General features: G+C 70.8%; 20 protein-coding genes. 12 read left to right on the plus strand and 8 right to left on the minus strand.

The features are described from left to right. Nucleotides 1–159: 159 nt before the first annotated feature. The 4 genes from IM778_RS14030 to IM778_RS14045 all read right to left on the minus strand — a co-directional run bounded on the left by IM778_RS14030 (nt 160) and on the right by IM778_RS14045 (nt 4,473). Nucleotides 160–1,542: an ABC transporter permease gene (locus tag IM778_RS14030; protein WP_194409452.1), complete on the minus strand. Its 1,383-nt coding sequence runs from the start codon at nt 1,540–1,542 to the stop codon at nt 160–162. Nucleotides 1,543–1,700: 158 nt separating this feature from the next. Then, nucleotides 1,701–2,495, minus strand: coding sequence for an ABC transporter ATP-binding protein (locus tag IM778_RS14035; RefSeq protein ID WP_194409453.1), 795 nt, complete (start codon nt 2,493–2,495; stop codon nt 1,701–1,703). 143 nt (nt 2,496–2,638) lie between these two features. After that, nucleotides 2,639–3,277 (minus strand): response regulator, encoded by a 639-nt coding sequence (locus IM778_RS14040; protein ID WP_194409454.1) that lies wholly within the window; start codon nt 3,275–3,277, stop codon nt 2,639–2,641. Next, nucleotides 3,274–4,473 (minus strand): sensor histidine kinase, encoded by a 1,200-nt coding sequence (locus tag IM778_RS14045; protein ID WP_194409455.1) that lies wholly within the window; start codon nt 4,471–4,473, stop codon nt 3,274–3,276. The genes IM778_RS14040 and IM778_RS14045 overlap by 4 nt, the downstream gene beginning before the upstream one ends. A 240-nt stretch (nt 4,474–4,713) precedes the next feature. On the opposite strand from IM778_RS14045, the gene IM778_RS14050 reads away from it, so the two are divergent. The 8 genes from IM778_RS14050 (at nt 4,714) to IM778_RS14085 (ending at nt 13,565) form a co-directional block, all read left to right on the plus strand. Continuing rightward, a complete protein-coding gene (locus tag IM778_RS14050) occupies nt 4,714–5,562 on the plus strand; it encodes a nitrilase-related carbon-nitrogen hydrolase (RefSeq protein WP_194409456.1) in 849 nt (282 codons plus the stop codon). 127 nt (nt 5,563–5,689) lie between these two features. Then, entirely contained in the window at nt 5,690–7,123 is a 1,434-nt protein-coding gene (gene hydA, locus IM778_RS14055; protein ID WP_194409457.1) for a dihydropyrimidinase, read from the plus strand. Between the two features lie 130 nt (nt 7,124–7,253). Further along, the gene (locus tag IM778_RS14060; protein WP_194409458.1) at nt 7,254–8,270 is read left to right on the plus strand and encodes a TIGR03842 family LLM class F420-dependent oxidoreductase; all 1,017 of its coding nucleotides are present in this window, start codon (nt 7,254–7,256) and stop codon (nt 8,268–8,270) included. A gap of 10 nt (nt 8,271–8,280) precedes the next feature. Further along, nucleotides 8,281–9,210, plus strand: a complete 930-nt coding sequence (locus tag IM778_RS14065; RefSeq protein WP_194409459.1) for an ABC transporter permease — start codon at nt 8,281–8,283, stop codon at nt 9,208–9,210. Then, nucleotides 9,207–10,043 (plus strand): ABC transporter ATP-binding protein, encoded by an 837-nt coding sequence (locus tag IM778_RS14070; RefSeq protein WP_194409460.1) that lies wholly within the window; start codon nt 9,207–9,209, stop codon nt 10,041–10,043. The genes IM778_RS14065 and IM778_RS14070 overlap by 4 nt, the downstream gene beginning before the upstream one ends. Further along, complete coding sequence (locus IM778_RS14075) at nt 10,040–10,867, plus strand: ABC transporter permease (protein ID WP_194409461.1); 828 nt, start codon at nt 10,040–10,042, stop codon at nt 10,865–10,867. The genes IM778_RS14070 and IM778_RS14075 overlap by 4 nt, the downstream gene beginning before the upstream one ends. A 73-nt stretch (nt 10,868–10,940) precedes the next feature. Next, nucleotides 10,941–12,113, plus strand: coding sequence for an ABC transporter substrate-binding protein (locus tag IM778_RS14080; RefSeq protein ID WP_194409462.1), 1,173 nt, complete (start codon nt 10,941–10,943; stop codon nt 12,111–12,113). A 123-nt stretch (nt 12,114–12,236) separates the two neighbouring features. After that, nucleotides 12,237–13,565, plus strand: coding sequence for an aspartate aminotransferase family protein (locus IM778_RS14085; RefSeq protein WP_194409463.1), 1,329 nt, complete (start codon nt 12,237–12,239; stop codon nt 13,563–13,565). 36 nt (nt 13,566–13,601) lie between these two features. On the opposite strand, the gene IM778_RS14090 is transcribed toward IM778_RS14085, so the two are convergent. Next, nucleotides 13,602–14,231, minus strand: coding sequence for a response regulator transcription factor (locus tag IM778_RS14090; RefSeq protein WP_194409464.1), 630 nt, complete (start codon nt 14,229–14,231; stop codon nt 13,602–13,604). Beyond that, nucleotides 14,228–15,469, minus strand: a complete 1,242-nt coding sequence (locus IM778_RS14095) for a sensor histidine kinase (RefSeq protein ID WP_194409465.1) — start codon at nt 15,467–15,469, stop codon at nt 14,228–14,230. Before IM778_RS14095 ends, IM778_RS14090 begins: the two co-directional genes overlap by 4 nt. 158 nt (nt 15,470–15,627) lie before the next feature. On the opposite strand from IM778_RS14095, the gene IM778_RS14100 reads away from it, so the two are divergent. Both IM778_RS14100 and IM778_RS14105 read left to right on the plus strand, forming a co-directional pair. Continuing rightward, nucleotides 15,628–16,137 carry a hypothetical protein gene (locus tag IM778_RS14100; protein ID WP_194409466.1) on the plus strand — a complete coding sequence of 170 codons (510 nt, stop codon included), beginning with the start codon at nt 15,628–15,630 and terminating at the stop codon, nt 16,135–16,137. Between the two features lie 109 nt (nt 16,138–16,246). Beyond that, nucleotides 16,247–17,779: a CoA-acylating methylmalonate-semialdehyde dehydrogenase gene (locus tag IM778_RS14105; protein ID WP_228484848.1), complete on the plus strand. Its 1,533-nt coding sequence runs from the start codon at nt 16,247–16,249 to the stop codon at nt 17,777–17,779. Between the two features lie 155 nt (nt 17,780–17,934). Here the strand turns inward: IM778_RS14105 and IM778_RS14110 are convergent, their stop codons facing one another. Both IM778_RS14110 and IM778_RS14115 read right to left on the minus strand, forming a co-directional pair. Then, complete coding sequence (locus IM778_RS14110; RefSeq protein ID WP_228484564.1) at nt 17,935–18,909, minus strand: diacylglycerol/lipid kinase family protein; 975 nt, start codon at nt 18,907–18,909, stop codon at nt 17,935–17,937. A gap of 130 nt (nt 18,910–19,039) precedes the next feature. After that, entirely contained in the window at nt 19,040–19,486 is a 447-nt protein-coding gene (locus IM778_RS14115) for an Lrp/AsnC family transcriptional regulator (RefSeq protein ID WP_273541849.1), read from the minus strand. An 82-nt stretch (nt 19,487–19,568) separates the two neighbouring features. Here IM778_RS14115 and IM778_RS14120 point away from each other — a divergent pair, with 82 nt between their 5' ends. Continuing rightward, nucleotides 19,569–21,011, plus strand: coding sequence for a DUF6421 family protein (locus IM778_RS14120; protein ID WP_194409467.1), 1,443 nt, complete (start codon nt 19,569–19,571; stop codon nt 21,009–21,011). A gap of 109 nt (nt 21,012–21,120) precedes the next feature. Next, the gene (locus tag IM778_RS14125; protein WP_228484849.1) at nt 21,121–21,801 is read left to right on the plus strand and encodes an SDR family NAD(P)-dependent oxidoreductase; all 681 of its coding nucleotides are present in this window, start codon (nt 21,121–21,123) and stop codon (nt 21,799–21,801) included. The last annotated feature ends 107 nt before the right edge of the window (nt 21,802–21,908 follow it).

Here is a 21,908-nt window from a genome sequence, read left to right on the forward strand (position 1 = left end):
CCCGCCCCAGCCTCAGCCTCAGCCCTCGCCGGTCCCCTTCCAGAACAGGTGATCTGGCGTACGCAGGACGATTCCCGGGTGGAACGTCCTGCCTTCGCCAGATCACCTGTTCTCGGAAAGGGCCGGGCGTTGCGGGAAGGCGCCGAATGTCGGCGGGGGTCAGTCCGCCAGGGCCTCGACGGGGGCGACGCGCGTCGCGAGCCGCGTCGGCACCACCGCCGCGACGAGCGTGAGCACGGCCGTCGCGAGGACGATGACGGCGACCGGGATCCACGGCACGGCGGGTGCGACGAGTGTCGGCGCCGAGAACGACGGCGGGATGGGCACAGCACCCAGCAGCGACTGCGCGCCCGCCCAGCCGTAGGCGATGCCGAGCACGAGTCCCGTGGCGGTGGCCGCGATCGTGACGTGGGCGGCCTCGAGCAGCACCATGCGGCGCACCTGCCCGGTCGAGACACCCAGTGCCCGCAGCAGACCGAGCTCGCGGCGCCGCTGCACGACGCCGATCGTGAGGAGGTTCACCAGGCCCACGGCCGCGATCACGGCCGAGACCGCGACCAGGCCCATCATGACGGCCGAGAAGGTGTCGATGAGCGTGTTCAGCTCGTCCGGGGCGTCGCCGCCGGCGGACATCGTCAGCACGACCTTCACCGTCTCGAGGGCGACGGCGAACATCGTCACGAGCGTGACGCCCATCACGACACCGATCGCCATGCGGCTGGAGCGCTCGGGATAGCGCAGGGCGTTCTCGGCCGCGAGGCGGGCCGTCGCCGAGCCGCCGAACATGCGGCCCACGAGCCGCAGCACCGGGGGCATCACCAGCGTCGCCCCGAGCGCGAGCCCGGTGAACGAGAAGATGCCGCCGAAGAACGCGACGATGACGCCGAGCGGCGTGATGAGCCCGAGCACGATGCCACCCGCCAGCAGCGCGGCGCCGATCGCGAACAGCGCGATCGCGGCGCCGTTGCGGCGCCCGCGTCGTGAGACGGCGTCGTGGGATGCCTCGACCGAGCCGCCGAGCGCCTGCAGCGGCGTGACGGTGAGCACGCGGCGTGAACCCGCCCACGCCGCCGCCCACGTCGTCAGCGCGACCACGACCGCCGGCAGCACGAGCACGGGCTGGAGCACCGCGTACTCGACATCGCCGGTGCCGAGGAGCGGTCCGGCGACGAGCACACCCGCCCACGACGCGAGGGTCCCCGCGACGAGCCCCACGCCGGCGCCGATGACGCCGACCACGAGTCCCTGCCGCGCCACCTCGGCGCGCTGCGAACGCGCGGAGGCGCCGATCAGGCGCAGCAGCGCGATGCGGCGGGTGCGGCCGGCGATGACCGTCGCGAAGGTGTTGGCGGTCACGATCGACGCCACGTAGACGGCGACCCCGATGAGCAGGACCGACAGGATCGCCAGCACGACGGCGAGGGTGCCGCTGTCGCCGATGTACGGGTCGGCGCGCATGATCGCCGCGATGTAGCCGGTGGCGCTCAGCAGGACGGCGCCGAACGCGCTGGAGATCGCGGCCACCAGGATGCTCGCGCCCATGCCGCGCTCCCGAAGCCACGCGAGAGGTGCGCGCGTCGCGGAGTCGCTCCGGGAGGAGAGGGGGGATGCCGGCGCTGCGGTGCGCGGCCGGCGCGGGTCGTCGCTCCCCGATCCGGCGGCGGGGTGCCCCGGCATCCGGCTCGTCCCGGTCGCGGTCGTCACGACGCCACCCCCGTCGCGGCGGCGACCGGCGCCGCCCCGAGCTCGGACGCCAGCATGTAGGCCGAGATCTCCTCGGCGCTCTGGCGGGGCTTGTCGGCGACGATGCGCCCGTCGCCGAGGAACAGCACGCGGTCGGCGTGCGACGCGGCCACCGGGTCGTGCGTCACCATCGCGATGGACTGGCCGTGCTCCCGGCTCGCCACCGCGAGGAGCGCGAGCACCTCGCGCCCGGAGCGCGAATCGAGGTTGCCCGTGGGCTCGTCGGCGAACACCAGGTCGGGCGCCGTCGCGAGCGCGCGGGCGATCGCCACCCGCTGCTGCTGGCCGCCCGAGAGCTGGTGAGGACGGTGGCCGAGGCGCGAGGTGAGACCCAGGCGCTCGATCAGCCCGTCGATGCGGGCACGCTCGATCGCCGTCGGGCGACGCCCGTCCAGGTCGAACGGCAGGAGGATGTTGCCGAGCGCGTCGAGGGTCGGCACGAGGTTGAACGCCTGGAAGACGAAGCCGACGCGGCGCCGGCGCAGCACGGTCAGCTCGAGGTCGGAGAGCCCGGTGATGTCGGTGTCGCCGATCCACGCGCGCCCGCTCGTCGGCGCGTCGAGCCCGGCCATGATGTGCATGAGGGTCGACTTGCCCGAACCCGACGGCCCCATGATCGCGGTGAACTCGCCGCGGCGGATGCCGACGCTGACGCCGTCGAGGGCGCGCACCGTGCTCTCGCCGGTTCCGTAGGTCTTCGTGAGCTGCTGCACCCGGGCCGCCAGGCCCAGGTCTGTCGATGAGAGTTCCATGCCTTCGACGGTATGGACGACCCGGTGTCGCGCGCGTCGCCCGTCAGAGGCATCCGTCTACATCGGAAGGATGACTCGCGCCTCCCTCTCGCGTCAGCCCTTCATCGCGCACACCGCGTGCGGCGACGAGGGGCGTCGGCCGGCTACGTCAGGCCGTGCTCGAAGGCGAAGACCACGAGCTGCACGCGGTCGCGCAGCGACAGCTTCGTGAGGATGCGGCTGATGTGCGTCTTCACCGTGGCCTCCGAGAGGTACTCGCGCGCGGCGATCTCGGCGTTCGAGAGCCCGCGGGCGGCGAGCGCGAAGATCTCGCGCTCGCGCTCGGTCAGCCCCGCGTACGCGGGTGGCACCGGCGCCGGCGCGGCGCCTGCGAAGTGGGCGAACAGGTCACGGGTGGCGGATGCCGCGATCACGGCCGAGCCGGAATGCACCGTGCGGATCGCCGCGAGCAGGAACTCGGGGTCGGCGTCCTTCAGCAGGAAGCCGCTCGCCCCCTGCCGGATCGCGCGCGCGGCGGCCTCGTCGAGGTCGAACGTCGTGAGCATGACGATGCGCGGCGGCTCGGCATCCGTCAGCAGCTCCGCGGTCGCGGCGAGCCCGTCCATGACCGGCATGCGGATGTCCATGAGGACGACGTCCGGCCGCGCCGCGCGCACCACGTCGAGCGCTTGACGTCCATCGGATGCCTCGGCCACGACCTCGAGGTCGGGCTGCGAGTCGACGAGCATGCGGATCCCGGCGCGGAACAGCGCCTGGTCGTCGACGAGCGCGACGCGGATCATGCGGAGGCTCCGATCGGGATCACGGCCGAGACGAGGAACGACCCACCGGGGTGGGCACCCGCCTCCAGCCGGCCGCCGGCCAGCTGAGCCCGCTCGCGCATGCCGATGATGCCGTGTCCGCGGGCCGGGTCGGCGCCGGTCGGCGCGCGCTCGGCGAGCCCGTTGCGGACGGCGACCTCGACGCGGTCCGGGTACCACGACAGGCGCACGTCCACCGGTTTCCCGGGAGCGCCGTGGCGCAGGGCGTTCGTGAGCGCCTCCTGCAGGATGCGGTACACCGCGAGTTGTGCCGCGGCCGGCGGCGCTCCGGGCGGCACGGGGTCGACGTCGACCCGCAGCGGCACGCCCGCTGCGCGCACCTGCGCGTACAGCGCCTCGAGATCGGCGAGGGTCGGCTGCGGGCCGTCGCTCTGGCTGTGACGCAGCTGCGTCAGCAGCAGGCGCACGTCGGCGAGGGCGGCGCCGGCAGTGCTCGAGATCGTCTCGAGCGCCGCCGCCGCAGCCGCCGGATCGGCGGCCGCCGCGTAGCGCGCGCCGTTCGCCTGCGCGATCACGACGGTGAGCGAATGCGCCACGACGTCGTGCATGTCCCGGGCGATGCGCACACGCTCCTGCTCGGCGATCGCCTCGGACTCGGCGCGCTGCTGCGCCTCGCGGGTCTCGCGCGCTCGCACGGCGCTGCGCACGAGCGCGCCGATGGTCCACGACAGGCCGAGCGCGAAGCCCGCCGCGACCAGCATGAGCAGGGCGGAGGGGATGGCATCCCACGACGGCATCCCGTTCGCGAAGCCGGGGCCGGCCATGAGGTAGACCGTGATCACGAGCGCGCCCACGACGGTCGAGGCGAGGCCGGCGCGCGACACCCCGCGCGAGCCGTAGGCCGCCGTCGTGTACAGGACCGCGAAGATGGCGAGGTCCGAGAAGCTGGGCGAGCGGCCCAGCGCGATCTGCACCAGGGCGCCGGCCCACGCCAGGCCCAGCGCGAGCGCCGGCGACAGCCGTCGCATGGCGAGCGCGCCGCTGAACAGGAGGGCGGTGACGAACGCGGACAGCATCCTCCACGCGTCGGCCGACGGGGAGCCCGTGCCCAGGTAGCCCCCGCCCATCACCGCTTCGACCGGCGTCGCGACGAGGAAGAAGACCACCGCGAGCCCGACGTCGACGACGAGCTGGTAGGGCTTCATGCGGCGGAACACCGTTTCACGGTACGCGAGACCGCGTGCCCCGGCATCCATCGCGAGATGTATCCGGGCGTCACCTGCTTAAGGTCTGCCGGGCCGACCATTGCCTCCCGGGCCGGGAGGCTTTACTGTCGCGTCACAGGGCGAAACCGACGGGAAATGTCGGGTCGACAGGATCAGGGAACGGGGCTGCTCCATCGATCCCACCCCGTCGGTCCCGCCCGGAGGGACCCAGCCAAGGACGGACGGAGAACCATGACCACGGTACGCGCGGCCATTTCGCAGACCACCTGGACCGGCGACAAGGAGTCGATGCTCGACAAGCACGAAGGGTTCGCGCGGGATGCCGCAGCCCAGGACGCGCAGGTCGTGTGCTTCCAGGAGCTGTTCTACGGCCCGTACTTCGGGATCACGCAGGACAAGAAGTACTACCGGTTCGCAGAGCCCGCCGACGGACCCATCGTGCAGCGCTTCGCCGCGGTGGCGAAGGAGCTCGGCATCGTGATGGTGCTGCCGATCTACGAAGAGGCCGAGACCGGGGTCTACTACAACACCTCGGTGCTCGTCGACGCCGACGGGAGCATCCTCGGCAAGTACCGGAAGCACCACCTGCCGCACCTCGACCGGTTCTGGGAGAAGTTCTACTTCCGCCCCGGCAACCTCGGCTACCCGGTGTTCGAGACGGCCGTGGGGCGCGTCGGCATGTACATCTGCTACGACCGGCACTTCCCCGAAGGATGGCGCGAGCTCGGCCTCGCCGATGCCCACATGGTCTTCAACCCCAACGCCACCAAGCCCGGCCTGTCGAACCGGCTGTGGGAGGTCGAAGGCCCGGCCGCCGCGGTCGCGAACGGCTACTTCGTGCTGCAGCCGAACCGCGTCGGACGCGAGGACAACGAGTACGGAGACCTCGCCGTCGACTTCTACGGCACGAGCCAGGTGATCGACCCGCGCGGCAACTTCGTCGGCGAACGCGGCTCGGGCGAGCACGAGGAGCTGCTGGTGCGCGACCTCGACCTGGAGATGGTGCGCGAGATGCGCGACGACTGGCAGTTCTACCGCGACCGGCGCCCCGACTCCTACACGAAGATCGCGAAGCCGTGATGGAGCCATCGGTCGTTGAGCGAGCGAAGCGAGACGAAACGCCCGAGACCTGCGAGGTGAGCTCGGCGCGTTTCGTCTCGTCGCTTCGCTCCTCGCTCAACGACCGGGTGGAGAGGAGAACCACGCAATGACCACCACACTCATCAAGGGCGGGACCGTCGTCTCGGCGACAGGGCGGGGCGAGGCCGACGTGCTCATCGACGGCGAGACCATCGCCGCGGTGCTCGCACCCGGCTCGCAGCTGCTGGGGACGGATGTCGCAGCATCCGTCGACACCGTCGTCGACGCGACCGGCAAGTACGTCATCCCCGGCGGGATCGACGCGCACACCCATATGGAGCTGCCCTTCGGCGGCACCAACGCGTCCGACACGTTCGAGACCGGAACCCGCGCGGCGGCGTGGGGCGGCACGACGACCATCATCGACTTCGCGGTGCAGCGCTATGGCGAGCGCGTGCAGGACGGACTGGCCGCGTGGCACGACAAGGCCGCGGGCAACTGCGCGATCGACTACGGCTTCCACCAGATCGTCGGCGGCATCGACGACGACTCGCTCGCGGCGATGCGCGGGCTCCTCGACGAGGGCATCTCGAGCTTCAAGCTCTTCATGGCGTACCCGGGCGTGTTCTACTCCGACGACGCCCAGGTGCTGAAGGCGATGCAGGTCTCGGCCGAGACCGGCCTGCTCACGATGATGCACGCCGAGAACGGCCCGGCCATCGACGTCCTCGCCGCGCAGTTGGCCGAGGTGGGCAAGAAGGCGCCGTACTATCACGGCATCGCCCGCGCCTGGCAGCTCGAGGAGGAGGCGACCCACCGGGCGATCATGCTCGCGAACCTCACCGGGGCGCCGCTGTACACCGTGCACGTCAGTGCGAAGCAGGCGGTCGAGCAGATCGCATGGGCGCGCGACCAGGGCTGGAACGTGTTCGGCGAGACCTGCCCGCAGTACCTCTACCTCTCGCTCGAGGAGCAGCTCGGCGCATTCAGCGAGGAGTGGGGGCAGTTCGAGGGCGCCAAGTGGGTGTGCTCGACGCCGCTGCGCAGCCGCACCGAGGGACATCAGCACCACATGTGGCAGGCGCTGCGCACCAACGACATCCAGATGGTCTCGACCGACCACTGCCCGTTCTGCATGAAGGGCCAGAAGGAGCTGGGGCTCGACGACTTCCGCGCGATCCCGAACGGGATCGGCGGGGTCGAGCACCGCATGGACCTCATGTACCAGGGCGTGGTGACCGGCAAGCTCACCCTCGAGCGGTGGGTCGAGCTCACGAGCACCACGCCGGCGCGCATGTTCGGCCTGTACGGCCGCAAGGGCGTGATCCAGCCCGGCGCGGACGGCGACGTCGTCGTCTACGACCCGCACGGCCACACCACGATCTCCGCGGCATCCCACCACATGAACATGGACCACTCCGCGTGGGAGGGCTTCGAGATCGACGGCCACGTCGACACCGTGCTCTCGCGCGGCAAGGTGATCGTCGACGGCGGCACATACCTCGGCGCCAAGGGCGACGGCCGGTTCCTCAAGCGCGGCCTCAGCCAGTACCTGACATGACAACCTCGCCGCGTTTCGTCTCGCTTCGCCCGCTCAACGACCGGGACCCCTCGGTCGACGACCGGGACCCCTCGGTCGTTGAGCGAGGAGCGCAGCGACGAGACGAAACGCCCCCGAACTAGGAGCACACATGGACTTCGGCGTCGTTCTGCAGACCAATCCGCCCGCGGCGCGCACCGTGCAGCTGGCCAGGCTCGCGGAGGCGCACGGGTTCAGCCACGTGTGGACCTTCGACTCGCACCTGCTCTGGCAGGAGCCCTACGTCATCCACTCGGCGATCCTCGCCGAGACCAAGCGCGTGATGGTCGGCCCGTTCGTCACGAACCCTGCGACGCGCGATTGGACGGTCACGGCATCCGTCTTCGCCACCCTCAACGAGATGTACGGCAACCGCACGATCTGCGGCATCGGCCGCGGCGACTCGGCGGTGCGGGTGACCAACGGCAAACCGGTCACGATGGCCGAGCTGCGCGAGTCGATCCACGTCATCCGCGAGCTCGGCAACTCGCGTCCCGTCGAGTACAAGGGCTCGACGCTGCAGTTCCCGTGGAGCCGCGGGTCGCAGCTCGACGTGTGGGTCGCGGCGTACGGCCCGATGGCGCTCCAGCTCACGGGCGAGGTCGGCGACGGCTTCATCCTGCAGCTCGCCGACGTCGACATCGCCGCCTGGATGATCAAGACGGTGAAGGATGCCGCGTCCGCCGCCGGTCGCGACCCCGAGTCGCTGTCGTTCTGCGTGGCGGCACCGATGTACATCGGCGAGGACTGGGCGCACATGCGTGACCAATGCCGCTGGTTCGGCGGCATGGTGGGCAACCACGTCGCCGACATCGTGGCGAAATACGGCCACCACGGCGCGATCCCCGACGCCCTCGCGGACTACATCGAAGGCCGCCGCGGCTACGACTACAACACGCACGGCAGGGCCGAGAACGACCACGTCGACTTCGTGCCCGATGAGATCGTGGAGCGCTTCTGCATCCTCGGCACCGCCGAGCAGCACATCGCGAAGCTCGAGCAGCTTCGCGCGCTCGGCGTCACCCAGTTCGCCGGCTACCTGCAGCACGACAACAAGGAAGAGACGCTGCGGGTCTACGGCGAGACGGTGATCCCGGCCCTGCAGACCCACGTGGACGCCAAGAGATGACGGCGGCGCGATGAAGCCGGTCGGCTGGTCGGCGAGACGACAGGGCGAGGTGCGCGGGTGGATCGCCGCCGGCTGGGGAGCGCTCGGCATCGTGGCGGTGGTGCTGCTGTGGGAGCTGTACAAGCTCCTCGGGCCGGCGGAAGGCGTGGTGCTCGGGGCCGTCGAAGGCCGGTCGGGCTCGGGCGTCATGATCCTGCCGCGCACGCACGACCGCGCGATGCCCCACGTGTGGGACATGGTCGCCAGGCTCTTCGCTCCCACGAGCGGCGGCGACACCCCGCCGCTGTGGGTGTCGGTCGCGGGCGCTGCCCTCCTGACCCTCGGCATCGCCGCCGTCGGGTGGCTGATCGGCGTCGCCGTCGGGGCGGTGCTGGGCCTCGTGATGCAGCGGTGGCGCCTGCTCGAGTGGGGCCTGCTCCCCTGGATCGTGGTGAGCCAGATCGTGCCGCTCATCGCGTTCGCCCCCGTCGTCAACGCCATCGGCAACCAGATCGACCGCGGCGGCGGCATGTGGCCGCAGTGGCTGTCGGTCGCGGTCATCGCGTCGTACCTCGCGTTCTTCCCGGTGGCGGTGGGCATGCTCCGCGGGCTCGCGTCGCCCGACCGCATCCACCTCGACCTGATGAACAGCTACGCGGCCGGCTACTGGCCGACGCTGCTGCGCCTGAGGCTGCCGGCCGCCGTGCCGCATCTGCTGCCCGCTCTGCGCCTCGCCGCCGCCAACGCCGTCCTCGGCGCAGTCGTGGCCGAGGTCTCGATCGGCATGCGCGGCGGCATCGGCCGCATGCTCATCCAGCTCGCCGGCCAGGCGTCGAGCGACCCCGCCGCGCCGTGGGGCCCCACCTTCGGCTCGATCGCACTCGGGCTCATCGCCGCGGGATCCGTCGCCCTCATCGGCCTCGGACTCGCCGACTACCGCAGAGGAGAGGCCGCCGCATGACGACGAGACCGGTTGCTGCCGTCCGACAGGCCCAGGGTCCGAATGAGCCATGGGCCGTGCGCGCCTCCGGCGTCGGGAAGGTCTTCCCGACCAGGACCGGCGAGGTCATGGCGTTGACGGATGTCGAGCTCGCGGTCGGCGCCGGCGAGTTCGTCTCCCTCATCGGACCGTCGGGCTGCGGCAAGTCGACGCTGCTCCGACTGATCGCAGACCTCGACCAGGCCACGAGCGGGACGCTCGAGATCTTCGGCAAGCCGGCGAAGCAGGCGCGTCTCGACCAGGACTACGGCATCGCCTTCCAGCAGGCGGGACTGCTGCCGTGGCGAACGGTGGCCGCCAACATCGGGCTGCCGCTCGAGCTGCACGGAACCGGCAAGCCGGAACGGGCGGCGAGGGTGGCGGAGCTGGCGGAACTCGTCGGACTGACCGAGTTCATCGATCGGTACCCCGACCAGCTCTCCGGGGGGATGCAGCAGCGCGTCGCGATCGCGCGAGCCCTCGCCGCGCGGCCGAAGCTGCTCCTGATGGACGAGCCGTTCGGCGCCCTCGACGAGATGACCCGCGAGCGACTGCAGTCGGAGCTGGTGCGCATCGCCGGTGAGACCGGGGCCGCCGTCGTCTTCGTGACGCACTCGATCCCCGAGGCGGTGTACCTCTCGGACCGCGTCGTGGTGATGAGCCCGCGACCCGGCCGCATCACCGACGTCATCGAGATCGGGCTCGGAGACGATCGGGGCGAGGCGCTGCGCGAGTCGCCGGAGTACTTCGAGCGCGTCACCGCGGTGCGCGAGGCGCTGCACGGCGTGCCGGTGGAGAGGGCGAACGACCGATGACGGTCCCCACGCCCACGATGCTCCCGGCGCGGCCCGGGCGCCGCGACCGTCCGCCCGCCGACGGCGCGCTCCCGGGCTTCCTGCGCTGGGTCGCGCCGGTCGCGGTGGGCGTCGTGATCCTCACCGCCTGGACGATCTGGGTCGACGTGCTCGGCACCGCGCCGCGGATGCTGCCGAGCCCGGTCGCGATCGCACAGGAGTTCGTCCTGCGGTGGCCGATCATCGCGCAGGACATGATGATCACCGCCACCAACGCGCTGGTCGGGCTCGCGGTGGGCTCGCTCCTCGCGCTGCTGTTCGCAGGGCTCGCCGCGGCGGCGCGGCCGATCGACGGGATGATCGCACCGCTCGTGTCGGCCCTCGCGGTGATCCCGATCGTGGCGATCACGCCGATCCTCAACACGATGTTCGGCGCGTCGAGCCAGTTCGGGCGGCAGGCGGTCGCGACGATCGCCGCCTTCATCCCCGTCTTCGTCAACGTGCTGCGGGGCCTGCGCCAGACCCGGCCCGTCCACCGCGACGTGCTGCGCGCATCGGCGGCGTCGGGGCTGCAGACCTTTCGCGTCCTCACGCTGCCCAACGCGCTCCCCTACCTGATGACGGGCCTGCGGATCGCGAGCTCGCTGGCCGTCATCGCGGCGCTCGTCGCCGAGTACTTCGGAGGTCCGGCCGACGGCATCGGCACGGCGATCGCGACGTACGCCAAGTCGGGCCGTGCCGCGCTCGCATGGGCGTACGTGGTGGGCGGCATGCTCATCGGCCTCGTGTTCTTCCTCGCGACATCGCTCCTCGAGCGGCTGGCCGCGAGGCGGTCGCCGGCCTGACCGGCGCGTCCGGCGGGCCTCCCGCCCATCGGATCCAGCACCACCAGATCAGCAGCACCAAGAAAGGAACGCCATGAGACACAGCACCATCCGGCGCGGCCTGGCCGCGGCATCCGTCGCTTCCGTCACGGCTCTCGCGCTCGCCGCGTGCTCCGGCTCGTCGACCCCCGACCCGTCCGGCGGCGAGGACTTCGAGCCGCTCACGTCCATCCGGCTGCAGCTGCAGTGGCTGCCCCAGGCCCAGTTCGCGGGCTACTACGTGGCCCTGGAACAGGGCTACTTCGAGGAGGAGGGCTTCAACGACGTCGAGATCATCCCGTCGGGCGGCGACATCGTGCCGCAGGACGCCCTCGTCGCCGGCGACGCCGACTTCGCCATCGCGTGGGTCCCGAAGGTGCTCGGCACCCTCGAGGCCACCGGGGTCGAGCTCACCGACATCGCGCAGGTGTTCCAGAAGTCGGGCACCCTCCAGGTGTCGTGGAAGGGCGACGGCCTGACCTCGGTCGCCGATTTCGAGGGCAAGCGCATCGGCTCGTGGGGCTTCGGCAACGAATGGGAGATCTTCGCGGCGATGGCCGCCGAGGACCTCGACGCGACCACCGTGTCGATCACCACGCAGGACTTCAGCATGAACGCCCTGCTCGACCGCGATGTCGACGCCGCCCAGGCGATGACCTACAACGAGTGGGCGCAGATCCTCGAGGTCGTCAACCCCGACACGGGCGAGCTGTACCAGCCCGACGACTTCGACGTCGTCTCGTACGAAGACACCGAGGGGGCGATGCTGCAGGACGCCATCTGGGCCGACACGCAGCGTCTCGCCGACGACCCGGCCTATGCCGACGCCGCCGTGCGCTTCCTCAAGGCCGTCACGAAGGGCTGGGTGTTCGCGCGCGACAATCCCCAGGAGGCCGCGTCGATCGTCTACGACATCGCATCCAACGCCGAGGCGGCGTTCCCCGTGGGCCCGGTGCACCAGGAATGGCAGATGAACGAGGTCAACAAGCTCATCTGGACGGGCGCGCCCTTCGGGCTGATCGACGAGGCCGCGTGGGACAAGACCGTCGCCGGCGCGCTCTCGGCGGTCAACCAGGACGGGCTGGAGCTCATCACGACAGAGCCCTCCGACACGGCATGGTCGAACGAGTACATCGAGCAGGCTCTCGCCGAGCTCGAGGAGGAAGGCGTCGTCGTCGACGGCGAGTACACGCCGATCGAGGTGACCCTCACCGAGGGCGGTCAATAGCCGCACGGCGCCGGACACTTCGTCCGCAATCGTCGCTCGACGACCGGGATCGCCTCTTGACCCCCGGTCGTCGAGCGACGAACGTTACCTGACACGCCCCCGATCCGGATTCGGAGCCAGCGGATGACCGAAGACCTCGATGCCCTCGCGAAGCAACTCGACCGCGACCACGTGTTCCATTCGTGGTCCGCTCAGGCGGGACTCGATCTGCCCGTCATCGCGGGCGGCGAGGGCGCCGTGGTGTGGGATCACGCCGGCCATCGCATGCTCGACTTCGCCAGTCAGCTGGTCAACGTCAACATCGGGCATCAGCATCCCGCGGTCGTCGCCGCCATCCGCGCGCAGGCCGCCGAGCTCGCGACCATCGGACCCGCGACGGCCAACCTGCAGCGCGGGCGGGCGGCGCAGCGGATCCTAGGCAAGGCCCCGGACGGGTTCGCCAAGGTGTTCTTCACCAACGGCGGCGCCGACGCCGTCGAGAACGCGATCCGCATGGCACGCCTGCACGGCGCTGCGCGCGGGGACGCCGGTCGCGACACGGTGCTGTCGACCTATCGCTCGTACCACGGCAACACGGGCGCCGCGATCGTGGCGACGGGCGACTGGCGACGGATGCCGAACCGCTACGCACGCGGACACGTGCACTTCTTCGGGCCCTACCTGTACCGCAGCGAGTTCTGGGCGACGACGCCCGAGGAGGAGTCCGAGCGGGCGCTGCGCCACCTCGAACGGGTCATCCAGTCGGAGGGACCCTCGACGATCGCGGCGATCCTGCTCGAGTCCGTGCCGGGCACGGCGGGCATCCTCGTGCCGCCGCCCGGCTACCTCGCCGGCGTCCGCGCGCTGTGCGACCGGTACGGCATCGTGCTGATCCTCGACGAGGTGATGGCCGGCTTCGGACGCACCGGGCGGTGGTTCGCGTTCCAGGGCTACGACGTCGTGCCCGACCTCATCGCATTCGCGAAGGGCGTGAACTCGGGGTACGTGCCGGTGGGCGGGGTCATCGTCTCGGAGGCGATCGCCGCGACCTTCGACGACCGCGTCTTCCCGGGCGGGCTCACGTACTCCGGTCACCCGCTGGCTGCGGCATCCATCGTCGCCGCCCTCGACGCGATGGAGTCCGAGGGGATCGTCGACCACGCCCGGCGCGTGGGCCAGGAGGCGATCGGTCCGGGCCTGCGGGAGCTCGCCGAGCGGCACCCGCTCATCGGCGAGGTGCGGGGCGAGGGCGTGTTCTGGGCGATCGAGCTCGTCGGCGACCGCGGGACGCGCGAGCCGGTGGGCGCCGAGGTCATGGCCCGGCTCAAGAAGGAGCTCACCAGTCGCGGCCTGCTGCCGCTCACGGTCGACAACCGCATCCACGTCGTTCCGCCGTGCGTCGTGACGGACGCCCAGGTGGCCGAGGCCCTGGCGATCTACGACGAGGCGCTCACTGCGGTCGCGCGAGAGTGACAGGCGCCTCGGCCGTGGGCTCGTCGGCCGGCGGGCTCAGATCCAGCCGTTCTCCCACGCCTTCTCGGCCGCCTCGTGGCGCGAGGACGCGTCGAGCTTGGTCATCGCCGACGACAGGTAGTTGCGCACCGTGCCGGGCGCGAGGTGCAGGTGCGCGGCGATGCGCTGGACCGACAGCGTCGACCGGCTGTGCCGCAGCACGTCGAGCTCTCTGTCGGTGAGCGGACTGCGCTCCGCTGTCAGCGCCGTCGCGGCGATCTCGGGGTCGATGTAGCGCTTGCCCGCCGCCACGTCGCGGATCACATCCGCCAGCTCGTCGGCGGGGGTGGACTTCGGGACGAACCCCGAGACCTTGGCCGCGAGCGCCCGGCGCAGCACACCCGGGCGCGCGTGCCGGGTCACGATGATGACCCGGGCGGGCACGGTCGCCAGGATGCGGGCGGCGGCCTCCACGCCGTCGGCCTCCGGCATCTCGAGATCGAGCAGGCACACGTCGGGGCGGTGCCGCACCGCCTGTTCCACCGCCTCCGCGCCGTTCTCGGCGGTCGCGACCACGTCGATGTCGGGTTCGAGCGTCAGCAGCGCGACGAGCGCGCCCCGAATGAGGTGCTCGTCGTCCGCGACGAGCAGACGGATGCCGCGCCCCTCGGTCCGCCCGCCGGTCACGCCGTCACCGCCGCCGTGAGGGGCACCCGGGCCCGCAGTGCGAAACGGCCATCCGAGATGCCGCTGTCCAGGGCGCCGCCGACGGACGCGAGACGCTCGCGCAGCCCGGCGATGCCCGAGCCACCCGAGGCACGTGGGCCGGCGTCGTCCATGACGCCGTCGTTGACGATCTCCAGGACTCCGTCCTCGCCGTCTGTCGAGAGCACGATCGACACCTCGGTCGCCTCGCTGTGCCGAAGGATGTTCGTCGTCGCCTCGCGCACCACCGAGGCCAGCGCACTGCGCGACGCCGCATCGGACGGCAGCACGGCGATCTGCAGCGTGCACCGTGCGCCAGTGGCGGTGAGCACCTCGCGGGCGTTCTCCAGCTCCTCGTCGAGAGCGACCTGCCGGTACCCGGCGACGAGCGACCGCGTCTCTTCGAGCGCCTGCTTCGCGATGAGGCGCACCTCGCGGATGTTCTCGCGCGCGGCATCCGGATCCCGCGACAGCAGGCGCTCGGCCAGCTCGGCTTTCAGCGAGATCACCTGCAGGTGGTGCCCCTGGATGTCGTGCAGGTCCGACGCGAAGCGCAGCCGCTCCTGCGCGACGGCCAGTTGCGCGGCCGCGCGACGGTTGCGATCCAGCTCGACCACGATCTCCCACCACCACAGGCTCGTGATCACCATGAACGGAAGCAGGAGCGCATAGACACTCGTCGCCCAGGCACCGCCCGAGGCGGCGAAGGCGAACGGCGCGCCGGTCAGCGCGGCCGCGAGCAGCGCATGCCCGAGGAGCATGACCGCGCCGAGCGCGAGGAGCAGCCACCGCCCTCGCCGCGGGACCAGGCAGGCGATGAGGCACGTCGCTGCCCACAGCGACGCCCCCGCGGTGAAGCCGAAGCCGTCGGGGAGCAGTCCGAGTACCCATACCGCCGCCGCGGGCGCGAGGAGCGCCGCCGTCCACCAGCCCGACGGCAGCCCGCCGCCGCGCCCGACGCGCAGGAACCAGCAGTACCGGATCTGCACGGCCCCGGCCACCAGCTGCAGCACGATGATCGCCGCGGTGAGTGCGCCCGATTCGGCGGCGAACGTCTCCAGCATGAGCAGCGCCACGAAGACGGCGAAGAACCCGACGAAGAACACGATCGACCCGAGCGTGTACAGCCAGGTGTGGCGCACGCTTCGCGAGTGCGTGCTCGACGGCGAGCTGTTCGGCTCGCTGCGGGCCGCCGCACCGCCGGTCTCCTCACGTGGCATGGCTTCGACAGTAGACCAGTGACAAATGTCACCGACGCGCTGTGCGATTGCTCCCGCGAAGACGTGATGCCGCGGCACTGCCGCGACACGGACGCCGCTCGAAGGATGGAGTCATGCTTCGAATCGAGGCATCCGGAAATCCCCCGAAAGGACGCAGCATGATCGACGCTCTCCAGGACTTCGCCTCCTCCTTCCCCGAGTACATCCAGTGGCTGGGCGTCATGCTCGTCTCGGCCATCCCGTTCGTGGAGTCGTACTTCGGCTCGATGATCGGCGTGGTGATCGGACTGCCGCCGGTCGTCGCGATCGGAGCCGCCGTGATCGGCAACGTGATCTCGATGATCGTGTTCGTGCTCTCGGCGCACGGCGTGCGCACCAAGGTGGTCGCCGGGCGCGCTGCGCGCAGCGAAGGCGGGGCCACCGTCGCGGAGCGGGAGCCTGCGGAGTCGCCGCGCCGGCAGAAGCTGCGCCGTGCGTTCGACCGGTATGGCGTGGCGGGCGTGAGCCTCCTCGGCCAGACGATCCTTCCCAGCCAGATCACGTCGGCGGCGATGGTGTCGTTCGGCGCGCACCGCAACCTCGTGATCTTCTGGCAGATCATCTCGATCACCCTCTGGGGTGTGCTGTTCGGGGTGCTCGCGACGCTCGGCATCCAGCTCACCCGCTGATCGCCGCGTGCGGGGGCGCCGTCGAGCGATCTGAGGGTTGCGCGACGGCTCCTACGGCGCAGACTGGTAGCTGGCCCCCACGAAGGGTCACCCGATGGAGAGGACGATGATGACCGACACCACGACACTGGAGCGCACCGACGAGGCTGCCACGACCACGCTCGACCACTGGGTGGGCGGCGCCGCCTGGGCAGGCGCCTCCGACCGCACCGGACCGGTCTACAACCCGGCGCTCGGGACCGTGCACAAGCACGTGCGGTTCGCGTCGACGACGGATGTCGGTGCTGCGGTCGACGTGGCGTCGGCGGCGTGGACCCAGTGGCGCGACACCTCGATCGCGAAGCGCCAGGCCGTGCTGTTCTCGTTCCGCGAGCTGCTCAACGCGCGCAAGGACGAGCTCGCCGAGATCCTCACGACCGAGCACGGCAAGGTGCTCTCGGACGCGCTGGGCGAGATCGCTCGCGGCATGGAGGTCGTCGAGTTCGCGTGCGGCGTCGGCCACCTCACCAAGGGCGCCTACACCGAGAACGCCTCGAGCGGCATCGACGTCTACACGATGAAGCAGCCGCTGGGCGTGGTGGGCATCATCAGTCCCTTCAACTTCCCGGCGATGGTGCCGCTGTGGTTCTTCTCCGTCGCGCTGGCGGCGGGCAACGCGGTGATCCTGAAGCCGTCCGAGAAAGACCCGAGCGCGGCGAACTGGATGGCCGCGCTGCTCACCGAGGCGGGGCTCCCCGACGGCGTGTTCAACGTCGTCCACGGCGACAAGGAGGCCGTCGACGCGCTCCTCGAGCACCCCGACGTGCGCGCGATCTCGTTCGTCGGATCGACCCCGATCGCGAAGTACGTCTACGAGACGGCGACCTCGCACGGCAAGCGCGTGCAGGCGTTCGGCGGCGCCAAGAACCACATGCTGGTGCTCCCCGACGCCGACCTCGACCTCGCCGCCGATGCAGCGGTGAACGCCGGCTTCGGCTCGGCGGGCGAGCGATGCATGGCGATCTCGGTCGTGCTGGCCGTCGACACCGTCGCCGACGAGCTCGTGGCGAAGGTCGCCGAGCGCATGAGGACGCTGCGCACCGGTGACGGCATGCGCGGGTGCGACATGGGGCCGCTCATCACCGGACAGCACCGCGACAAGGTCTCGTCGTACATCGACGTCGCCGGGGCCGACGGCGCCACCGTGGTCGTCGACGGCCGTGGAGTGGAGCCCGACGGCGATCCGAACGGCTTCTGGCTCGGCCCCACCCTGATCGACAAGGTGCCGACGTCGTCCACGGTGTACGGCGACGAGATCTTCGGACCCGTGCTGTCGGTGGTGCGCGTCGAGGGATACGAGGACGGCCTCGAGATCATCAACTCGAGCCCCTACGGCAACGGCACCGCGATCTTCACGAACGACGGCGGCGCGGCGCGGCGCTTCCAGCGCGAGGCGACGGTCGGCATGATCGGCATCAACGTCCCGATCCCGGTGCCGGTCGCCTACCACTCGTTCGGCGGCTGGAAGGCGTCGCACTTCGGCGACACCAAGGCGTACGGTCCGCACGCGTTCGAGTTCTTCACGGCCGAGAAGGCGATCACCTCGCGCTGGCTCGACCCCTCGCACGGCGGCCTGAACCTGGGCTTCCCGCAGCACACCTGATCCGCCCGCACAGGCGTTTCGTCTCGCTTCGCTCGCTCAACGACCGCCTCGGTCGTTGAGCGAGGGAGCGCCGGCGACCGAGACGAAACGCGCTCAACGCCCCGGAGCAGTCGGTCGTTGAGCGAGGGAGCGCCAGCGACCGAGACGAAACGCGCTCAACGATCCGCGCGCGGTGGCGCGAACACCGTCACCGCGCGCGGGATCGCGGCGCAGCGCAGCGCGAACTGCGCACCCGGCCGCTCCTCGAGCTCGCCGTCGTGGACGAACACCGACGGATGCCCCGGCTCCGGCCGCACCGTGATCTGGAACTCGCCCACCACGAGGCGCTCGACGTCCGACCGCGGCGGCATGAGCCGCAGCGCGCGCAGCACCGCGGCCGTGCGCCGACCGAACGCGAGGGAGGCCACGGCACGGGCCCTCGATCCTCGGGCGTGGTGGATGCGCACGTCGAGCACCGCCTCCTCGAGGTGTTCGCGCTGCATCGTCGCGACGCGCAGCGGGTCGTTGCGGCCGACGCCGACGAACACCGACCACACGCGAGCGCGGCGGCCGTCGCGCACGATCACGAGGGGCTCTGCATCCCGGAGCGCGTGCCACGCGGCGACGACCCCGCCGAGCCACTTGCCGAGCCTCGGACGCCGCCGCTCGCGCTCGTCGATCAGCTCGGGATAGGCCCCGACAGAGACCGCGTTGAGCGCGAGGAACGGGCTCTCGCCGTCGGCGCTGACCTCAACGGCACTCACGTCGACGGTGGTCCCGGCCTCCAGCGCGTCGATCGCGGTGTCGACGTCCGTCAGCCCGGCGGATCGTGCGAAGTGGTTGAACGTTCCTCCGGGCATCACCAGCAGCGGCCGGCCATGACGCCGCGCGAGGTCCGCCATGCGCGACACCGAGCCGTCGCCGCCGTAGACGCCGAGCACGGCGGGCGCGGCATCCGTCTCCATGGCCGCCGTCACCACGCCCGCGAGCTCGTCACCGTCGTCGAGTTCGTGCACGACCGCGTCGGGCAGCCGGTCTGCGAGGACCGCCGCGGGATCCGCGCGGATCACCGCGGTGCCGGACTGCGCGTTCCGCACGATGAACACGCCGCGACCGGCCCCCGCGGTCGACCCGGACCGCTCCGAAGGCATGGCCCGAGCGTACGCCTGGCCGCACCCGCGCGCCCCCTGAGGTTGAGAAACCACGTATAGGTTGAGAAACCGCCGCAACCGTGGGTTTTCAACCTACGTGTGGTTTCTCAACCTCAACGCGTGTCTCACGCTACGCGGGGAGGACGGGGCGGTTCTCGTAGAAGGTCTGCAGCACGACCGTCGTGCGGGTGTTGACCGACGCGGCGGAGCGGATGTCGCGGATCAGCGACTCGAGATGCCGCGGGCTCGCGACCCGCACGAACAGGATGTAGCTCGCATCGCCCGCGATCGAGTGGCACGCCTCGATCTCGGCCAGGTGCTCGAGCAGGTCGGGCGCGTTGTCTGGCTGACCGGGATCCAGCGGCGTGATCTCGATGAACGCCGAGAGCGGCTTGCCGACGGCCTCGGCGTCGATGGTCGCGCGGTAGCCGGTGATGACGCCGCGCGCCTCGAGGCGCCGCAGGCGGGTCTGCACCGCCGACACCGACAACCCGACCGCAGCCGACAGCTCGGCCAGCGTCGCGCGCGCATTGAGCGAGACCTCCTGCACGATGCGCTGATCGACAACATCCTCCATGCATGGAAGAATATCGGTGATCTGCGGCATCGGCCGTAAATCTTCCTGTTCGCACCACTCTCTTCGAAGATCGGAGGTTCCCATGTCCATGACCGCGCACAACGCGAAGTCCATTGTCGGAGAGCCCGAGGTCGTCGAAGACGCCCGCACCCTCGCGCAGGACGTGGAGTCCAGCGCGGCCTGGCTGTCGCTCAAGCAGGCGGCGACGGCGCTGCAGACCCTGCAGGTGCAGGACGGGTCGGTTCCGGATGCGGCGGCCCACGCCGCGGCGCGCGCACACGTCACCGCGATCACGGCGGCCATCGACGAGCTGCGTCCGCAGTTCCCGCACGACGACGCCTACCTCCAGGCATCCGTCCGCGATTTCGAGCGCTGGGCCGACAGCGGTTTCGGGGTACCCGACTTCTACGACTCGCTCGTCGCGTTCCAGCCGCAGCAGCACCGGGTCGACGGCATCCGTCATCTCGTCGTCTTCCCCATGTACACGCAGAACGGGTCGCGCGACCGGCACGTCGAGGCGGTGCTCGTCGAGGTGATCTGGCCCGAGTTCATCGCGCAGCTCGAAGCGGGCGATTACGGCAACAAGCTGTTCGTGTCGCTGCGGTTCCTCGACTTCACGCCCGGGTACGACACCAACAGCGCCGTGCTCTTTCCCGAGACCGTCGCGATGCGCGAGATCCCGACGTTCACGTGGGGCGCGATCTTCCAGGACCGCGAGGCCGCCCGCTACCGCCGCGTCGTGCGGGCCGCCGCCGACATCACGAAGCTCGAACTGCCCGAGGACGCCGCTCGCATGCTCGACGATCAGGCGCTGACCGAGAAGACGTTCGTGATGTGGGACATCATCCACGACCGCACGCATATGCGCGGCGACCTGCCGTTCGACCCGTTCATGATCAAGCAGCGGATGCCGTACTTCCTGTATTCGCTGGAGGAGCTGCGGTGCGACCTCACCGCCTTCCGCGAGTGCGTCGCGATCGAGGGGCGCCTGGCGGCTCGTGCCGAGTCCGGCGAGGAACTGGACGCCGCCGAGGCCGAGATGCTCGAGCACGCGAAGCTGGTGCAGTACGCGGTGATCTTCGACCGCATCTTCCGCTTCGCGATCACGGGCTCCCGCGTGCGCAACTACGACGGTCTGGGCGGCCAGCTGCTCTTCGCGTGGCTGCACCAGCGCGGCGTGCTGCACTGGACCGACACATCCCTCGCGTTCGACTGGGACGAGGTGCCCGCCACCGTGATCGCGCTCGGCGCCGCGATCGACGAGCTCTACTGGCGTTCGATCGACCGGCCCAAGACGGCGCATTGGCTCGCCGCCTACGACCTCGTGCGGGGCACCGTCACGCCGAATCCGGCGTCGGCGTGGGCACGTGGCCTGCCCGACGAGATCCTCGCCGGCGCGCCGAAGGGCTACACCGACGCGGTCATGGACGACGAGTTCCCGCTGTCGATGTTCTTCGAGGCGCTCGACAAGAAGATGAAGCCCGTCATCGAGTCGACCACGGGAATCACCGGACGCGATGCCTGACGACGCTTCGACAGGCTCGGCGACCGGGCTCGGCTCACGGCCCGAGCCACCGGTCGTCGAGCGAGCGAGGAACGAGCGAGACGAAACGTCAGGAGTCTCCGGGCGCCTGGTGCTGATCGCGGGCGCGACGAGCGCCTCCGGCCTCGCGGCGACGCGCACCCTGCTCGCGGCCGGGGCGCGCGTCGTCGCCATCGGGCGCAACGCCGCGCGTTTCGACTCGCTCCGCTCGCTCAACGAACGACTGGTCGAGCAGGGCCGGAGCGCGGCCCGGCTCGAGGTGTGCGACCTCACCGACGACGACGCCGTGGGCGCGCTCGCCGAGGACATCCACGCCCGCGGCGACGCGGTCGACGGCGTGCTGCACCTCGTCGGCGGCTGGCGCGGAGGCGGCGGACTGGAGGGGCAGACCGACGAGGACTTCCGCTTCCTCGAGGGCTCCCTCACCGCGCTCCGGCACGTGAGCCGGGCGTTCGACGCCGATCTGCGCGCATCCGACGCCGGACGCCTCGCGGTCGTCTCCTCGACGGCGGTCGCGCGGCCGCTCGCGGGAGGCGCCAACTACGCGGCCGTGAAGGCGGCGACCGAGGCCTGGGCGCGCGCCGTCGCTCACGGGTTCGCGAAGGCCGCGCGCGATGCGGGCGCGCCGCTGGCTGCGGCATCCGTCATCTATCGCGTGAAGTCCCTCGATGGCCTCGAGGAGGCTCTCGCGCAGCGTTTCGCCGACCTCTGGTCGGTGGACGCCGCCACCGTGAACGACACGATCGTCGAGCTCACCGACCCCACGCTCTGAACGAGTGAGGCGCGAGGCGTTTCGTCTCGCGGAGACCCGCGCTGAGCGAGCGAAGCGAGTCGCGGTGCCGCGCGACGACCGGCATCCCAGGAACTAGATTGGACACC

The organism is Microbacterium cremeum (assembly GCF_015277855.1).
GTDB classification, from domain to species: domain Bacteria; phylum Actinomycetota; class Actinomycetes; order Actinomycetales; family Microbacteriaceae; genus Microbacterium; species Microbacterium cremeum.

What these genes read in the sequence shown, in the direction of transcription:
- IM778_RS14030 (WP_194409452.1), bottom strand. Translation starts at nt 1,542, where the DNA reads ATGGGCGCGAGCATCCTGGTGGCCGCGATCTCCAGCGCGTTCGGCGCC.
- IM778_RS14035 (WP_194409453.1), bottom strand. Translation starts at nt 2,495, where the DNA reads ATGGAACTCTCATCGACAGACCTGGGCCTGGCGGCCCGGGTGCAGCAG.
- IM778_RS14040 (WP_194409454.1), bottom strand. Translation starts at nt 3,277, where the DNA reads ATGATCCGCGTCGCGCTCGTCGACGACCAGGCGCTGTTCCGCGCCGGG.
- IM778_RS14050 (WP_194409456.1), top strand. Translation starts at nt 4,714, where the DNA reads ATGACCACGGTACGCGCGGCCATTTCGCAGACCACCTGGACCGGCGAC.
- hydA (WP_194409457.1), top strand. Translation starts at nt 5,690, where the DNA reads ATGACCACCACACTCATCAAGGGCGGGACCGTCGTCTCGGCGACAGGG.
- IM778_RS14060 (WP_194409458.1), top strand. Translation starts at nt 7,254, where the DNA reads ATGGACTTCGGCGTCGTTCTGCAGACCAATCCGCCCGCGGCGCGCACC.
- IM778_RS14065 (WP_194409459.1), top strand. Translation starts at nt 8,281, where the DNA reads ATGAAGCCGGTCGGCTGGTCGGCGAGACGACAGGGCGAGGTGCGCGGG.
- IM778_RS14070 (WP_194409460.1), top strand. Translation starts at nt 9,207, where the DNA reads ATGACGACGAGACCGGTTGCTGCCGTCCGACAGGCCCAGGGTCCGAAT.
- IM778_RS14075 (WP_194409461.1), top strand. Translation starts at nt 10,040, where the DNA reads ATGACGGTCCCCACGCCCACGATGCTCCCGGCGCGGCCCGGGCGCCGC.
- IM778_RS14080 (WP_194409462.1), top strand. Translation starts at nt 10,941, where the DNA reads ATGAGACACAGCACCATCCGGCGCGGCCTGGCCGCGGCATCCGTCGCT.
- IM778_RS14085 (WP_194409463.1), top strand. Translation starts at nt 12,237, where the DNA reads ATGACCGAAGACCTCGATGCCCTCGCGAAGCAACTCGACCGCGACCAC.
- IM778_RS14095 (WP_194409465.1), bottom strand. Translation starts at nt 15,469, where the DNA reads ATGCCACGTGAGGAGACCGGCGGTGCGGCGGCCCGCAGCGAGCCGAAC.
- IM778_RS14100 (WP_194409466.1), top strand. Translation starts at nt 15,628, where the DNA reads ATGATCGACGCTCTCCAGGACTTCGCCTCCTCCTTCCCCGAGTACATC.
- IM778_RS14105 (WP_228484848.1), top strand. Translation starts at nt 16,247, where the DNA reads ATGACCGACACCACGACACTGGAGCGCACCGACGAGGCTGCCACGACC.
- IM778_RS14110 (WP_228484564.1), bottom strand. Translation starts at nt 18,909, where the DNA reads ATGCCTTCGGAGCGGTCCGGGTCGACCGCGGGGGCCGGTCGCGGCGTG.
- IM778_RS14115 (WP_273541849.1), bottom strand. Translation starts at nt 19,486, where the DNA reads ATGGAGGATGTTGTCGATCAGCGCATCGTGCAGGAGGTCTCGCTCAAT.
- IM778_RS14120 (WP_194409467.1), top strand. Translation starts at nt 19,569, where the DNA reads ATGTCCATGACCGCGCACAACGCGAAGTCCATTGTCGGAGAGCCCGAG.